Here is a 15,534-nt window from a genome sequence, read left to right on the forward strand (position 1 = left end):
TAAGTTTGCATGTTCCTGTTGCGGTAACACCCCTTCCTTACCGCCTCACTAGATCTGCCGCTACGAACTCTAGAAAGACTTGAACCATGGGGTTCCTGAAGAAATTCTTTAAGAATACTTACCGCGACGGTGGGGTGCGTCACGGAAAGAGCAGCTTCGATCATCTGGATGACGAACAGCTCGAAGCCCATTTGAACATTGCCAAGTATGGGTCATTCATGCTGACGGATGCTGTCCGTCCTTCGTATGACCTGCAGGTGGTTCCTAGAGCTGGTTACCGCCACGACGCTTATCACGACAAAGAAACCGGCATCAAGATTCCCGTCATCATGGCTTCTGTCTCGAAAGAACATCTGCTCGATGTGTTCATCGATCTGATGGCTCCCTTGGGTGATGAGGTTGATGTCGTCCTCGAAACCAGTCACGAACGACGTGGCGGGCATCAGGATCTTTACCGTGAAAGTATCGATGTCCCCATTCTGAAGAGCACGCTCTACGACTTTGAAGATCTATTGCTCAACGATGGCTGCACCGGGTTTGCCGTCCTGAATCCCAATATTCCACTCGAAATCCAGCTCGACGAACACAAGCTGATCATTATTTACGGCAACGAGCTCGTCGACTTCAAAGATATCCTCGACGACTACAACATCGATTGTAACGAAGACCTCAAATTCATTACCGAAGCCGAACATGTCCACTCTTCATCCGAAGACTTTTCGCGGCAGTTCCGCCAGTTGCAATACCGCCTTGGTATCGATGACGAATGATCTTCAGCACCCAGGCGACATCAGTTTTTCAACATCGATGGCTCTTAAGTGACCTTTGAATTTGTGTTGACAGTCTTTTCCGCCACTGGTTCTACCTGTCGAGCCAGTGGCGATTTTCGAGATCCGGTTACTCATGCTGCGAGTGAGAACCCAAAGCAAACGAGTGACGACTCAACTTCATCCCCGAGGTTGAATGAAGTTCTTCGATGGAGGGAGCCTTGAAAGTCTTGCCTATGTTGTCATTTGTCACAGCCGCCGGTCTGGGTGTCATGTGGTGGGCCTCCGAGAATGACATTCGTCTTCCCGATGGGATTTCCACACCACTTCTGGTCTCACAGGCCACCATCCCCGAAGATCCTCCCGGGACTCCACCTGGTCGACTCACTTTGGCAGATGCTCGCCCTCTGGCTTCAACAAGTTCTTCATCAGCCGCTGCTCCCCGAGCGACGAAATCGTCGTCGACGATGGAAATGGAACTATCGACCGATTCTCCATCGGTCAGTCTGGGTGAATCCGAACCTATTCTGATGGCGCTGTCCAAGCCATTACCTGCGGAATCGGAGCTGCACTCTGTCTTTTCAGATCCTGCAGCGGCCCCTTATTCTCCCACTGCCAAACCATCGACGCGTCCTAAGACAAAGTCGGCACCTCGTCGTTTCTCCAGTCAGCCCGCAGATTCGACAGCCAGTGAAGCGGCTACCAATTCACCCGCAACCTTCGGCGATTCGATTGAAGCCACTGAGCAGGCCACTGATCAAGCCACTGAGCAGACTATCGAGACAGGAAAGCCGGTCGTTACTCAAAAACAGAGTGCACCAGCCACCAGAGAATCGGAAACTGTGACCAGACCTGTTTCGGACGAAGAGAAGCTTCTGGGCCGCTGGGAGATTGCCTACCAGTCGACCGATGGCTTGCCCATTTATGTTCGAACGATGGGCCGGGGAAAGTTTTCGACACTGGTGGTCGCCGGTCTGGAAGGGACCGATCGTGTCTCTGTGCGCTGGGCTGACAAGCTGGTGACTTCTATTTCCAAGAATCCCAAGATCCTCAACGCTTCGACAATCACGATCATTCGTGCTGCCAACCCGGATGGTTTGCAGGCTAATCGAAGAACCAACTCACGGGATGTTGATCTCAATCGAAACTTCCCGACAGCGAACTTCTCGCGCGGCCAGACCAGGCGCAGTGGCGAAGCGCCAGCGAGTGAAATCGAAACTCGGGCGATTCTTCAGACGATTGCCACGCATCAGCCCAACCGAGTGGTGATTCTGCGATCGACGCCGACACGCAACGGAGAAGTCATTCATTCGATGAATGCCAAGAACATTGCCAATCAGCTCATGACAACATCACGCTGGACACCTCAACTTCTGCTTTCTCCCGATTGGCCGGGTTCATTGGAAGTTCTGGCCGATGAAACGGTGGCTGCTCAGGTACTCTCACTCAGTCTGCCTTATGGGCAGGATCCCATGGTGGAGTTTGATCGGCATGTCAGCGGGCTGATGATTGCCATTTCGGATCAGGCGGGAGAAAGTCTATCCCCCATGGCGAGAAAACAAAGTTTTCAACAGCTTGAAAATCTGATGGCTCAAAGCGCCAAATCCCGTGTGGCTCCTGCAGATCCTGTCGAGGCACCGAACCTCGACAAATACAAACTCAAGCAGGGCGGGATTCCTACATCGAGCCCTCAGGGGCCGGTTCCCGTGGGTAAGCCGCGAGGTTATCAGGAACTTCCACCGCCACCACCGTCGAAAACCTGATGCCTGTTTAACCTGGATCTGCTTCAAAAGGGATTGGTGTCGTCTAATCGAGATCAAACCCTTTTGTTGTTTAGTGGTGATGACCAGGGTAGACACCCAGTGCCTGATTCCAGGTCTTGAGGAGTGCGCGTCGATCGTCTGTGTTCGATGGCAGTGCCAGAGGCCGACCACGTCCATCGAAGACGACGCCCACAGTGCCGCCACGAATCTCGCGCTCGAGCGGCTTTCCGGGGCCGGCACCTACATCGTAGCCGGCAGCGGGCACAAGCTTCAGCTTCGCCACCTCATCCGGCCCCAGATCAAAGCGCTGCATCTCGTGGCCGTGGAGTATTCCTTCTTCCACCCTGCTGCCCACTTCGAGTGAATACTTCAACAGCAGTTTGCCGGGAGCTGGAGGCCCCTTGGGGGCAATACACGTTGCCAGCATGATCAGACAATCCCGTTCGAAGACATCCATGGCGGCCTGAGGATGAATCTCGGCCAGTACGCCCAGATGGGGCATCATGAAAATGCTGTCTTTGGCGAGAACCGTAATCCCTTCCGGCTCAAAGGCATCGATCATCATCATGGTTGTCTGCTCCATACGCGGAGCATGAGAGAGCACGCCACCTGAACCGACAATCAAGTCGAGCTTAAGGTTATTCACGATTGTCTGCTGCCCGCCAGACTGGGCAAAAGCATCGCCAATCGTACGCTGCTGCTGCACACCAGCGAGAGTCGTGGCGAACTGCTTGTGCTGCACATACGCCAGCCGCAAAGCTTCCCGCGCAACAGCCTGCTCAAAGATCAACGCTTCCATGGTTTGGGGAATTGTCGTCGGGCGAATCATTTTGTTCTTCACCCGGTTGCGCAGCTCTTTTTCACTTTCTGGATAGGGAACCCACCGGAGGATGGCATCAAAGCCAGCTTCGGCACAGACATTCGAAATGGAGTAACTCATCCCCAGGTTGGCACTGACAGTGCGGTTGAATGTCCCACTGAAAACGCTGAAGACATCTGTCGTGGCTCCGCCAATATCGACACCCAGTGCATTCAGGCCGCGAGTGCGGGCAATGGTCTGCAGGATGTTTCCCACGGCACCAGGAGTGGGCATGATGGCGGTATCAGCCCATTCAATGAGCTTGTCGTACCCTGGTGCATGGGCCATGACATGCTCGAGAAATAGATCGTGAATGGCGTCCCGCGCACCGGCCAGGGCTTCACGCTCCAGGACTGGTCTGACATTCTCAACGAATGACAACTCCGCCACGTTTCCCAGCACATCTCGAACAACAGGAATGGCTGCCTGGTTCCCGGCGTAGATTACGGGCATCTTATACTGGCCACCAAACCTGGGCTGTGGTTTGGCAGGTGCAATCAACTCGGCCATGGCAGCGACATGGCGAACAGTTCCACCATCAGTTCCGCCAGCGAGCAGAATCATATCCGGGCGCAGATCCCGAATTCTCTGAATGCGATCATGGGGTTTGCGACGATCATTCGATGTCATGGTTTCGAGAACAATGGCACCGGCGCCTAAAGCGGCTCTCGTCGCACTGGCAGCGGACATTGTGGGGACAACGCCGCATACCAGCATTTGTAGACCACCCCCTGCGCTGGAAGTGGAAATATAGGCATCACAACCGACATTTCCGCGAGCCGGGCGGATCAGCAGGCCATTTTCATCGACCAGTTGGCGCCCAGCGAGTTCACCCACTTCAGTCGCTGCATTCACAACGCCGATCGTCACATCGGCAGTTGGTTCCTCGACAGTTGTTGGAGCTTCGCCACGGTAAGTCTGACGATAAACTCCGTCGATCTTTTCGATCAACAGAGCTTTGGTTGTGGTGCTTCCGCAATCGGTCGCGAGGATGACTTCCAACTCATCGGGATTTTCAGGAAGCCGCCTGGGGCCAGTTGTCGCCTGCGTCATGCAGTTCCTTTGGACGATGCAACAAGAGAGATCATCTCGATGAATAACCTCCGTCGTCACAAGTTGTTCTCAAAAGTCAGAGCTTCTGTTCAATTGGCGAGCAACGTCAGTCTATCCCGCCATGGAGAGAACTGCGACTAAAAACCTTCACTCAGGTTTTTGCGGAAATCAAGCTTCCTGTTCGAAGGCGACTTCTCGCACTCAAGCGGCGACTTTCTTGGCGGATTGAATCAGTTTTCTTCGCTGCGAGTACCACTTCACTCCTTCATCGGCCAGTACACCGGCCAGAAGCACGGTCCCGATCGTTACATACTCCAGCGTGCTGGGAATCCCGAGCATATTGTTGGCACTGTACAGCACTCTCAACAGGACAGCGCCAATCACCACACCCGCCACTGATCCTTCGCCACCGCGAAGGCTGCAACCACCCAGAACAGCGGCTGCAATCGCGTACAATTCGTAAGTGTTCCCATGCGAACTGGGTTGCATCGAATTGAGGTCAAAAGCGAGCAGTACTCCGCCAAACCCGGCGATTGTCGAACACAGCACATAGGCCATCAATTTGATTCGATCGGTATTGATCCCGCTGAAATGCGCCGCCTGTTCATTGCGACCAATCGCATACAGGTAGCGACCCCAGACCGTTTTGTTCAAAAAAATGGCGGCCAGCACAGCGATAATCAGCATATAAACCACAGGGATCGGCACTTGATAATCCCCGGGTAAAGGGATCTTTTTGCGAGAGATTTCCAGCAGGCCGTTGAAGCTATTCCCAAACCCCTGGTTGGCATCTCCTGTGATCCAGCGAGCCAGGCCACGATAAATCAGCCAGCCGCAAAGTGTCACCACAAACGGCTGAAGCTTTGCCTTGGTAATCAACAGACCGTGCGTCGTCCCGATGAGTGCGGCTACTCCCATGACAAAAGCAATAGCCAGGGCCGGATGAAAACCATACTTCACAATGAGCAGTGGGAGCAGGCAGCCCACCAACCCGACCACAGGGCCAATCGAAAGATCGATCCCTCCAGTGATGATCACGAACATCACGCCAATACTCAGAATGGCGAAGTAGGCCGAAAGCTGAGTGACGTTTGAAAGGTTGTATCCACTGAGGAAGGCTGGCTGAAGAATGCCAGTCACGACCATCACGGCGACAAGAATGCCAAGAATTCCGAGTATTCTCTTCATGAGAGCGCTCCTCCAGTCGCCAGAGCCATAATGGCTGTTTCACTCAGTTGCTGGCGACTCAATTCGCCGGTGATTTTTCCTTCGTGCATCACCAGCACGCGATCCGACATGCGAATCACTTCTTCCAGATCACTGGAAACAAACAGCAGCGACAGACCTTGCCCCGCCAGTTCCTCCATAATCCGGTAGATTTCCTGTTTGGCACCCACATCGACACCACGCGTGGGTTCATCAAGGAGCAGGATTTTGGGATTCGAAAGCAGCCATTTGCCAATCACCACCTTTTGCTGGTTTCCCCCCGATAAGAACTGCACTGCCAGTTGGTCACTGGCGGTCTTAGTACGAAGGGCGGCGATCATCCTCTGGCTGTCTGTGATTTCCTGAGCAGCATTGATGAACAACCCCAGAGATGCCTGGCGGGCTAAAGTCGCCAGCGTGTGGTTGTGTCGGACAGACATTTCCAGCACGAGCCCCTCGCCTTTGCGATCTTCAGGAACTAGCGCCATTCCCAGATTCATCGCGGCTCGTGGTGAAGAGATTCTCACCAGCTTTGAGTCGCAGAAGATCTCGCCAGCGAGTGGTCGATCAATTCCAAAAACAGCGCGTAGCAGTTCCGTCCGGCCTGCTCCCACCAAACCCGCCATTCCCACAATCTCACCTGCCTTGAGGGAGAAAGAATTTCGAGCTTCCGGGAAGGCCGTGGTGACCAGATCTTTGATGCGGAAAACTTCCGGACCAGGAGTGTGTGAATGCCGCTCGAAACCACTCGTCAAACTGCGGCCAATCATCAACGAGACCATTTTTTCGCGAGTCATTTTGGCCCGCGTGATTTCTCCCACATACTGTCCATCGCGTAGCACCACCACTCGATCGGCCAGCTCCTGGATTTCACTGAGCCTGTGCGAAATATAAATGACGCAAACACCGTCCGCCTTCAGTTTTCGTACGACGCCATAGAGCAGTTCCGTCTCATAATGAGAAAGACTGGCGGTGGGTTCATCCATGATCAACACCCGCGCCTGAATGGAAAGTGCTTTGGCAATTTCCACCAGTTGCTGCTGCCCGGTTGACAACTCGCCGACGATTGTCTCCGGGGTATAGTTGAGGCCCACTCGCTCGAGCAGTTCCCGGGACAATCGACGAATCGTTTTCTGATCAATGAATCCCCATTGGGTCGGTTCGCGTCCCAGGAACAGGTTGGCTCCGATACTGAGATTTTCCGCGAGGTTGAGTTCCTGATGGATGAGGACAACTCCGTGCTCAATCGCGTCTCGAACATCTCGAAAAACCACTGGCTGACCATCCACCAGCAGTTCACCACCATCTGGCGGCTGTACGCCAGCGAGGATCTTCATGAGCGTGCTCTTGCCAGCACCATTCTCACCGAGAATCGCGACGATTTCGCCGGGTGAGAAAGAAACACTGACTCGATCCAGTGCTTTACAACCGGGAAATTCTTTCGTGATCTGACTGGCTGCCAGCAATAACGGACGGTCATTTGTTCGATCAGGGAGCAGGCCTGTCGTCACATCTGTTGTTGTCGTTGATGTTGCAGAGACCATGTTCTCGCGACGATCTCCCATCCCCTGAAATGCACTCGCCAGGCTGAACTCATTGAATTGGCCAAAGACTCGCAGGTCATTTGGCCTCTGGAGCGGGTTTGCCCAGTAACTGGTTCAGTTCTTTCCAGAACTCGTTCACGTTGGCTTTGGTAATCTTCCGCACGGGAATCTGGATAAACTTGTCTTCGGGAATGCCGGATTGATCTCCCGATTTGATTTTGTCGAGCATCATGATCGACTGATAGCCGTACTGATAGGGGTTCTGCACGCAACTTCCATACATGACACCATCCTGGATGCCCTGCAGCGTTCCCTCGTCTTCATCGAAGCCCAGAATCTGAATTTTGCCAACTTTGCCAGCGTCCTTGACGGCATCAATCAACTTGGGGGGATTGTAGGCAAACAAACCCACCATACAGTTGAGATCCTGATGCCGGGTAATCGCATCCTGGGCGAGAGATTTCGCTTTTACGAGATCAAAGTCGTCGGTTCGGGTGTCAAGAATGGTGTATTTGTCACCGACCAGTTCTTTTCCGGGCTCGTCATATCGCTCTGGATCAACACTGCGTCCCAGCAGTTCATCAATGATGCCCTGGCGACGCTGTTTGGCATTGAGCTGTCCCAGTCTGCCGACGAAGATCATGACCTTCCCACCATCAGGCAAGGCTTCTTTGATCATCTCACCGCACTGGCGGCCTGCGGTGTAGTTGTCCATGCCGATGTACACCAGCCGCTCACTTTTAGGGGCATCCGAATCATTCGTAATGAAAATCGTCTGCTTCGCAATTTCACTGAGCAGATCGCTTTGATTCTCAGGATCAATCGGCGAAATCGAGACGCCATCCACCCCGAGTGTTAACAGTTCCTGCACCATCCGCTTTTGATCGACCACACCATCCGGAGGGTGACGAACTTCAACTTTCGTGCTTTTCCCTGCTGCATTCAAATCCTTTTCCGCCTGGCGGACACCCGCCTCAGCCACATTCCAGAAGTCGGCGACACCGTTAGTGACATAGGCATATTTTCGTGGAGCTCCACCAGAAGAAGTTCCAGCAGGCTTTGAATCACATCCGCTGGATAACAACAGAGCACTGGCCGCCAGCCAGCCCCAAAAGGTGCCCATCACGAAACGTGGCTGCCAGCAAAACCCGATGTGCGACATGGTATGCAACTTTATAGATGAAGACAGAAAGGGAGTACGTCACCCGTTGAATGAACTGACAGAAGATTCAGTTCGACTCGTATCTGACCGTCTCAGGCGACAGATTGCAACAAAACATTGACACTCTTTAGCGCGTTGTGCCCGATCCCTGGCCCACGAGTTTCAAAACTGGCAGATTATTTCCAAAACGGACATGGTCCTTCAGTGTCCAGGCAACCTGCTTCTGAGGTGTCACAATCAATGCATGGGGCTGATTCTCTCCCCCATGACAATTGACAATCAGCGTGTTGCCATCGGGTAATCGTTCCACCATGGTGATCCAACCCAGCTTGATTCCCGGAAGTTCGTTCTCAGTGACTGACCAGACCACCTCTTTCTGGGGAGTGACTTCGATGACGCTGTGACCATTCCCCGTTCCAATCAGCGTGTTTCCATTGGGTAATCGCTCGGCCGAATAAAGGGCAGTCCCTGTTCCATAATCCCAGACCACCTGGCCCTTCTCGTCGTACTCCCGCACAGTCTGGTCTTTCTCGTGACACACCAGGTAATGGCCATTTTCCAACTTGCGGGCCAGTCGGCTGTCACGATGCGGATCCCGATTTTTCACCACCAGTGGAATTTCCTTGAGAACTTTTCCTTCTGCGCTCACCTCGAGAATCCGGGCGGGCCCACTCTCGACAATCATCGTCGATCCATCAGCGAGTCTTTGGAACGCATGGATCTCTACTTTGCGATCCGCATTTCCGGGTGACGATTTGGCATCGTAACTCCAGACGATCTCGCCTTTGTCATTCAACTCGACGATCGTCTGGAAGTTCGTCTGTGTGAGGAGATGGCCATGGGGCAGAATCTGGAGATCATGCACATCGCGAACTGTCTGTTTCCAGACATCAGAGTTATCTGCCCCTACATGGACGAGAATCTTTTTGGAATAATCTGCCGCAATGTAACTGCGCGGTGTGCCTGTCTGCGTCGGGTGCTCGGCAGCAGGAATATACTGTGTCGAGAAACAGACGATCGCTAGCAGAGCGATCCAGCGATGCGACGAGAGACGAAACATGGAGCATGCCTTGCTGAAAATCATGGAGAAATGCGAGATCTGATGGCAGGTCCGCTGGAGATGTTTAAGAAAGGGGAAATAGATATCAGCGCACACGCACCAGGACTTTGGGAGGATCTGCTGGAGCCTGATATCCGGAGGACATCTGCATGTTCAAATTGGACAGTCAAACAAGCCAATTTGGTACGCAAATGCCCTATCATCGGGTCGAGCGTCACCTTCTTTGAGTGACCTTCCACTACGAAATAATCTGCTTGATCGGATCAGCTCCTTCGACACCCACCAGTTTCTGATCGAGACCACCGTAAAAGAAGGAGAGGTGATTCGGATCGAGACCCAGCTGATGCAGAATCGTGGCATGCAGGTGTTTGACATGGAAACGATCCTTAACGGCTTCATTCCCCAGTTCATCGGTCTCACCGACACTGCAGCCACCCTTGATGCCACCCCCAGCACACCACATGGTGAAGCCAGCCACATTGTGATCTCGACCAGTCCCCTCTTTGTATTCAGCGACTGGCTGTCTGCCAAACTCACCACCCCAGACAATCAGAGTCTCATTGAGCAGGCCACGTGCCTTGAGATCTTTTAACAGGCCGGCAATGGGTTTGTCAGTTCGACCGGCGTGTAACGTGTGGTTCTTCACCAGATCGCCGTGAGCATCCCAGTTGGCGTCGTTATGATTGCCACCAGCATAGACCTGAATGAACCGGACGCCGCGTTCTACGAGACGACGAGCGAGTAAGCACTGCCGACCGAAGTATTCTGTCTGCGGATTATCCATCCCGTACAGCTTGAGTGTGGATTCGGTTTCCTGCGAGAGATCAGTCGCTTCCGGAGCGGTGGTCTGCATCTTGTAGGCCAGTTCGAAACTGGCAATGCGAGCCGCCAGATTCGAGTTTTCACCTCGCGAGAGTTGATGCTCCTGGTTGTACTCGTTGATTGTGGAAATGAGTTGCCGCTGGACGTCATCGGACATGTTTTCAGGCGGCACGAGATCAAGAATTGCCGGGCCTTTCGACCGCATGACAGTGGCTTGATAACTTGCCGGCATGAAGCCGCTGGACCAGTTTTTGGCACCGCTGATCGGCCCCCCCGAATGGTCGAGCATCACCACGAAACCTGGCAGATTCTCGTTTTCTGTCCCCAGGCCATAATTAACCCACGAACCCAGGCATGGATAACCACTTTGAATCTTGCCCGAGTTCATCTGCAGCATAGCGGATCCATGCACCGGCGCTTCAGCCGTCATCGACTTGATGAATGCGATATCGTCGACGCAGGTCGCGAGATTCGGAAAGAGATCTGAGACCCACTGCCCCGATTGACCATACTGCTGAAAATTCCATTTGGGGCCGACGACGCGCCCTTCATTGCGGGCACCGCCGCGTCCTTTGGTCTTGACGGGAATTGTCTTGCCATCCAGCCCGTACAATTTCGGTTTGTAATCAAAGGTGTCGACCTGGCTGGGTCCACCGTACATGAAGAGGAAAATCACGCTTTTCGCTTTGGGAGCATGGTGAGGCTCTTTAGGAGCCAATGGATTCACAAAGGGAGTGACACCATCAGCACCAACCGCCTGCTTCGCGAAGAAGCCTTCCTTCTGCAGGAGCCCTGTCATGGCGAGGCCGGAAAAACCAGCCCCAGCCTCCCACAGAAACTCCCGGCGAGTGCGTCCACAAAAATTATGCATGGGCTGATTCATGAGGTTCTCACAATTCGCAAGGTTCAATTAGCAGTTGCAGGACTCACTGGCGGAATCGATCTGGGCAGCCGTCAATTTCGGGAAATCAGTCGAGATACAAAAACTCATTCAGGTTGATGGCCACCAGGCAGAATCGCTCCAGAGCCAAGTCGGCACTGACCTGACCACGATCCCGCAGAGACTGAATCAAGCCGAAACCTCGCTCGACTTCCGCAGTCGTCGGTGGGCGATTGGTTGTCAGCGTTAACGCCTGAGCGACACATTGGCGTAGCGACTCATCATTGAACTCGTTGATCTGCAGATCTGCCCGCACTCTCTCGGCGAACTCCTTGGCCTGCTGGTTGTAGAAGGCGCTGTTGAGGCTTGTTAAGGCTTGTGTGGGCTGTGTCGTCGCAAAGCGGATGGGGCATGTTCCGTCAGGATCCGGGAAATCAAGGCTCGACAAGGTGGGAACCAGCAGTGATCGCTTCACATGAATGTAGACACTTCGGCGATTCTGCTCCTCGGGTGAGGATTGCCCCCAGCCTTGACCCGGAACGGATTGTCCAGCGAGGACTTCTTTGGGCATGGCGGTGTAGACACTCGGGCCACCGACAGCCAGATTGAGTTCACCGCTGACTGCCAGCAATCCATCCCGAGTCTCTTCTGCCGTCAGCCTGCGCATCTCAAAGTGCGTATAAAGATCGTTTTGGGGATCGGCATTGAGTTGGGCCGCAGTTGGCCGGGATGACATCTGCCAGGCATAGGAGTTGAGAATCAACCGATGCAGCGGCTTGATCCGAAAGCCACCTTCAACAAACCGCGTCGTCAACCAGTCAAGAAGTTCGGGATGAGTGGGAAGATCGCCCTTCAGTCCGAAATTACTGGAAGATTTTACCAGTCCACGACCAAAGTGCATTTGCCAGATGCGATTCACCATGACCCGGGCTGTGAGTGGATTCTCTTGGGAGGCGATCCAGTTCGCCAGCACCAGTCGCCGACCTGCCGTTTTCTGACCGGGAGTCAGAGGTGGCAGTTGTGGCAATTCGTCAGTCAGCACAGAAAGAAACTGCGGTTCGACTGGTTCACCAGGAGTCGCCGGGTTTCCGCGAATCAGCAGTGGCGTCACCCGTGGTGGCATCTGACAGTTATTCACGGAGAGCACCATTTCGCGGGGTGGCAAAGTCTGCTTACGAAGCTCTTCCAACTGATTCTTCAAGCCCTGGTAATGATCAAATTCTTCTTTAGATAGAAAATCCTTCAGCTTTTCACGCAGAACTTTTTTACGCTCCGCACCTTCGGTCTTGCGCTGATCTTCGCCCTTCATTTTCAGAATGGCAGCCTGCTCGATCTGACGCATCTGCTCTTCCAGTTTCTGAACAGCGGCATCGCGTTCGGCATGCGCCTGAATGACTTCCGGGCTGCTGATATCGGTCTGGCTCCAGCGGGAATTCATTTGGTCGCCACGTCCGGCATACGATTGCAGATCCGCCATGAATGCCAGGAACCCGTAGTAATCCTTTTGAGGCATCGGGTCGAGCTTGTGATCATGACAGCGGGCACAACCGATTGTCATCCCCAGCATGACCTGACCAGTTGTCGAGACAATGTCGTCCATCTCATCGTAGAAGGCCTGCCTCTGATCAGCGGGCTCATCATCCCAGGCATTGAGGCGGTAATAGCCCGTGGCAATGACCGAATCACGTGTCACCTGTGGAAGTTCATCCCCCGCCAGTTGCTCAATCAAAAACTGGTCATACGGTTTATCGCGATTAAATGAATCAATGACATAATCGCGATACTTCCAGACATTGGGTTTCGGATTATCGCGCTCGAAACTGTTGGTCTCGGCATAACGCACCAGATCCAGCCAGAAGCGACCCCATTTTTCGCCATAATGTGGTGATTCGAGAAGATCGTCGATCACCTTGGAAAGTGCTTCGGGTGAGGCATCCTGCACGAAGGCTTCCACCTGGGCTGGTGAAGGGGGTAAACCGATCACGTCATAATAGAGCCGACGAATGAGCGTCCGCTTCTCAGCAGGCCCGACAGGTTCCAGACCAGCCGCTTCCATTTTGGCAAACAGGAAGCGGTCGATGTCGTTCTTTGCCAATCGATCCAAGTGGCTCACGGGAGGTTTTGGATCAGTGACCGGCCGAAAGGCCCAGTGAGCTTTCGTTGCCTCATTCACTTGAGGGGGGCCTTCATGCACTGGCATCGCGACTGGCACAGCAGGGGGCGGCATGGGAGCGCCTCGCTTGACCCATTCTGTGATCGAGGCAATCTGATCGGCGGGAAGCTTCCCGGAGGGAGGCATTTCGTAAGTGCGATAATTGATCACATCAATCAGCATGCTCTCGTCGGGTTTATCGAGCAGGACACCTGGCCCACTTTCGCCCCCCTTCAAGAGATGTTCACGAGCCGCCAGCGAAAACCCACCACGAAACTTCGAGCCCACTCCGTGACATTCATTGCAGTTCTTCACGAAAATCGGTTCGATCTTCTCTCGATAAAACGCCAGATCTTCGGGACTGAAACCCGGCGATAAATCACCTTTGGTCTGCCGGTTTTCTTCGGCAACAAGTGCCTTACCGGCAACCGCAGGATCCCCGGAAACCAGTCCCTGTATGAGCCATGCAGCCGCTGACAAAATGCTCGCTGCGAGCAAAGTCGTCCCCCAGGGGGAGGATCTCTTCACCTGGCGTGGTAATCGAAAATCATCGCGATTTTTTACAAACAACATTCGTCACCTGTCGCGAAAGCGTTGTTGTTATTGCCATCCAGCAGGAAGGGACAGCTCAAGACGGTTGATTAGGAGAACCTCGCTTTGTCGAGAGACTTTCCACAACCATCTGTGTTTCACACAACATATCCATCACTGCAAATCTATTATGGAATGATTTACGACAGAGAAACAATGAGAATCGAAGTCTATTGTCTGAGTTTTATTTCGCATTTCGAAAAACACCCCTGACCCCCACCTCGGCTGAACCAGCCGTGATCGCAGCAACCGATTGTTAATCCAGTAGTTAAAACCAATGAACCGCACCTGCATGAATCGATTTACGGGATTCTCAGTCTCATGGAATTCAAATGGAAAAACATCAATTCTTTGAGACAGGTTGCGGCTGGATCTGATATCTTCCCGGCTTCTACCTGATCGTTACTTCGCCACCCTTCCGGATGCCCGCTGTGAAGCCTCGAAAGCGAGTTGCCCTGGTCATCGAAACGTCCCTCGCTTATGGGCGAGCCGTTTTGAGAGGAATTTCCAAATATCTCGTGGCACACCAGCCATGGTCGATGTATCTCGATCTGCATGAATTGATGGCACAACCTCCCCGCTGGCTCGAAAATGCCGAAATCGACGGCGTCATCAGTCGATCCACCACACCGGAACTGGCCGCTTCACTTTTGAGGCGGCGAATTCCCACCATTGATATGACTGACTTCCGGCTGCACGATGGCTTACCGCATGTCTATACCGATCATCGCGCCGTCGGGAAACTGGCTGCGGAACATCTGCAGGAACGAGGTTTCCGCCAGTTTGCGTACTGCGGCTTTTCGGATCACGCCTGGTCATCCGAGCGTCGAGAAGGCTTTGCGAATGCCATCACGGGCCATGGGGCTTTTCATGTCTATGAATCACGCTGGCAAACTTCATCCAGCCAGACATGGGCACAGCAGCAGCAGGAAATCCGCGGCTGGCTGGACTCGCTTCCCAAGCCTATTGGAATCATGGCTGCCAACGATATGCGCGGGCACCATGTGCTCGATGCCTGCCGGCAACTGGAACTTGCCGTGCCGGAATCTGTCGCTGTGATTGGTGTCGACAACGACGAAGTTCTTTGCGAATTGTGCGATCCTCCTCTTTCCAGTGTCGTGCCTAATCCGGAACGTATTGGATATGAGGCAGCTGCTATTCTCGATCGCATGATGGCCGGAGAATCGTGGCCTACAGAGACGCTTTACATTCCCCCTATGGGAATCGTCACCCGGCAATCGACCGATGTGCTGGCGACGGACGATCCGATTGTTGCCAGCTCTTTGAAAATCATTCGTGAAGGTGCCTGCCACCAGCTCACGGTCGATGAAATTCTCGCTCGCGTGAATACTTCGCGCAGTGTTCTCGAACGTCGGTTTCGCAAGCACCTGGGGCGTTCACCCCAAGAGGAAATCCGTCAGGTTCAATTGAAGCGAGTGAAACAACTTCTCGAAGAAACCGAATTACCATTGAGCCGGATTGCCGAATTGAGTGGCTTCCAGCATGCCGAATACCTGAGTGTGGTCTTCAAACGGGAAGTCGGCATGACTCCGGGAAGTTATCGTAAAAGTGCCAACCTGCGATAAGGGTTTGTCCTGAATCGTAACTGACACCTTCGCAAAGTTTAAAAAACAAAAGACACCCGGTGGCTCGATGAGTACCGGGTGTCTTCGTT

Annotated in this window: 10 protein-coding genes; 3 read left to right on the top strand and 7 right to left on the bottom strand. The window is 53.4% G+C overall.

All coding sequences use genetic code 11. From position 1 onward, the window contains the following. Window positions 1-86 precede the first annotated feature (86 nt). Both A6X21_RS19215 and A6X21_RS19220 read left to right on the top strand, forming a co-directional pair. The gene (locus A6X21_RS19215; protein WP_013109059.1) at window positions 87-770 is read left to right on the top strand and encodes a hypothetical protein; all 684 of its coding nucleotides are present in this window, start codon (window positions 87-89) and stop codon (window positions 768-770) included. Between the two features lie 218 nt (window positions 771-988). Further along, window positions 989-2,530 (top strand): M14 family zinc carboxypeptidase, encoded by a 1,542-nt coding sequence (locus tag A6X21_RS19220; RefSeq protein WP_165603871.1) that lies wholly within the window; start codon window positions 989-991, stop codon window positions 2,528-2,530. A gap of 70 nt (window positions 2,531-2,600) precedes the next feature. On the opposite strand, the gene A6X21_RS19225 is transcribed toward A6X21_RS19220, so the two are convergent. The 7 genes from A6X21_RS19225 to A6X21_RS19260 all read right to left on the bottom strand — a co-directional run bounded on the left by A6X21_RS19225 (window position 2,601) and on the right by A6X21_RS19260 (window position 13,841). Next, window positions 2,601-4,442, bottom strand: coding sequence for a glutamate mutase L (locus A6X21_RS19225; protein WP_068851380.1), 1,842 nt, complete (start codon window positions 4,440-4,442; stop codon window positions 2,601-2,603). Window positions 4,443-4,643: 201 nt separating this feature from the next. After that, window positions 4,644-5,630, bottom strand: coding sequence for an ABC transporter permease (locus tag A6X21_RS19230; protein ID WP_068851382.1), 987 nt, complete (start codon window positions 5,628-5,630; stop codon window positions 4,644-4,646). Then, window positions 5,627-7,192 carry a sugar ABC transporter ATP-binding protein gene (locus tag A6X21_RS19235; RefSeq protein ID WP_240490331.1) on the bottom strand — a complete coding sequence of 522 codons (1,566 nt, stop codon included), beginning with the start codon at window positions 7,190-7,192 and terminating at the stop codon, window positions 5,627-5,629. Before A6X21_RS19235 ends, A6X21_RS19230 begins: the two co-directional genes overlap by 4 nt. Window positions 7,193-7,268: 76 nt before the next feature. Continuing rightward, a complete protein-coding gene (locus A6X21_RS19240; protein WP_068852227.1) occupies window positions 7,269-8,315 on the bottom strand; it encodes a sugar-binding protein in 1,047 nt (348 codons plus the stop codon). A 166-nt stretch (window positions 8,316-8,481) separates the two neighbouring features. Continuing rightward, on the bottom strand, window positions 8,482-9,414 hold the full coding sequence (locus A6X21_RS19245; RefSeq protein ID WP_083233790.1) for a beta-propeller domain-containing protein: 933 nt from the start codon (window positions 9,412-9,414) through the stop codon (window positions 8,482-8,484). Between the two features lie 238 nt (window positions 9,415-9,652). Next, complete coding sequence (locus A6X21_RS19255; RefSeq protein ID WP_240490332.1) at window positions 9,653-11,107, bottom strand: DUF1501 domain-containing protein; 1,455 nt, start codon at window positions 11,105-11,107, stop codon at window positions 9,653-9,655. 97 nt (window positions 11,108-11,204) lie between these two features. Beyond that, window positions 11,205-13,841: a PSD1 and planctomycete cytochrome C domain-containing protein gene (locus A6X21_RS19260; RefSeq protein ID WP_083233747.1), complete on the bottom strand. Its 2,637-nt coding sequence runs from the start codon at window positions 13,839-13,841 to the stop codon at window positions 11,205-11,207. Between the two features lie 440 nt (window positions 13,842-14,281). Between A6X21_RS19260 and A6X21_RS19265 the strand changes: the two genes are divergently transcribed. Continuing rightward, window positions 14,282-15,445: a XylR family transcriptional regulator gene (locus A6X21_RS19265; RefSeq protein WP_068851390.1), complete on the top strand. Its 1,164-nt coding sequence runs from the start codon at window positions 14,282-14,284 to the stop codon at window positions 15,443-15,445. Window positions 15,446-15,534 lie beyond the last annotated feature (89 nt).

The sequence above is a fragment of the Planctopirus hydrillae genome, assembly GCF_001707835.1.
In the GTDB taxonomy this organism is placed as follows: domain Bacteria; phylum Planctomycetota; class Planctomycetia; order Planctomycetales; family Planctomycetaceae; genus Planctopirus; species Planctopirus hydrillae.

Bases quoted from the DNA above. Each gene is read 5' to 3' on its own strand.
- A6X21_RS19215 (WP_013109059.1), top strand. From the start codon at position 87: ATGGGGTTCCTGAAGAAATTCTTTAAGAATACTTACCGCGACGGTGGG.
- A6X21_RS19225 (WP_068851380.1), bottom strand. From the start codon at position 4,442: ATGACGCAGGCGACAACTGGCCCCAGGCGGCTTCCTGAAAATCCCGAT.
- A6X21_RS19230 (WP_068851382.1), bottom strand. From the start codon at position 5,630: ATGAAGAGAATACTCGGAATTCTTGGCATTCTTGTCGCCGTGATGGTC.
- A6X21_RS19235 (WP_240490331.1), bottom strand. From the start codon at position 7,192: ATGGTCTCTGCAACATCAACGACAACAACAGATGTGACGACAGGCCTG.
- A6X21_RS19240 (WP_068852227.1), bottom strand. From the start codon at position 8,315: ATGGGCACCTTTTGGGGCTGGCTGGCGGCCAGTGCTCTGTTGTTATCC.
- A6X21_RS19245 (WP_083233790.1), bottom strand. From the start codon at position 9,414: ATGTTTCGTCTCTCGTCGCATCGCTGGATCGCTCTGCTAGCGATCGTC.
- A6X21_RS19255 (WP_240490332.1), bottom strand. From the start codon at position 11,107: ATGCATAATTTTTGTGGACGCACTCGCCGGGAGTTTCTGTGGGAGGCT.
- A6X21_RS19260 (WP_083233747.1), bottom strand. From the start codon at position 13,841: ATGTTGTTTGTAAAAAATCGCGATGATTTTCGATTACCACGCCAGGTG.
- A6X21_RS19265 (WP_068851390.1), top strand. From the start codon at position 14,282: ATGCCCGCTGTGAAGCCTCGAAAGCGAGTTGCCCTGGTCATCGAAACG.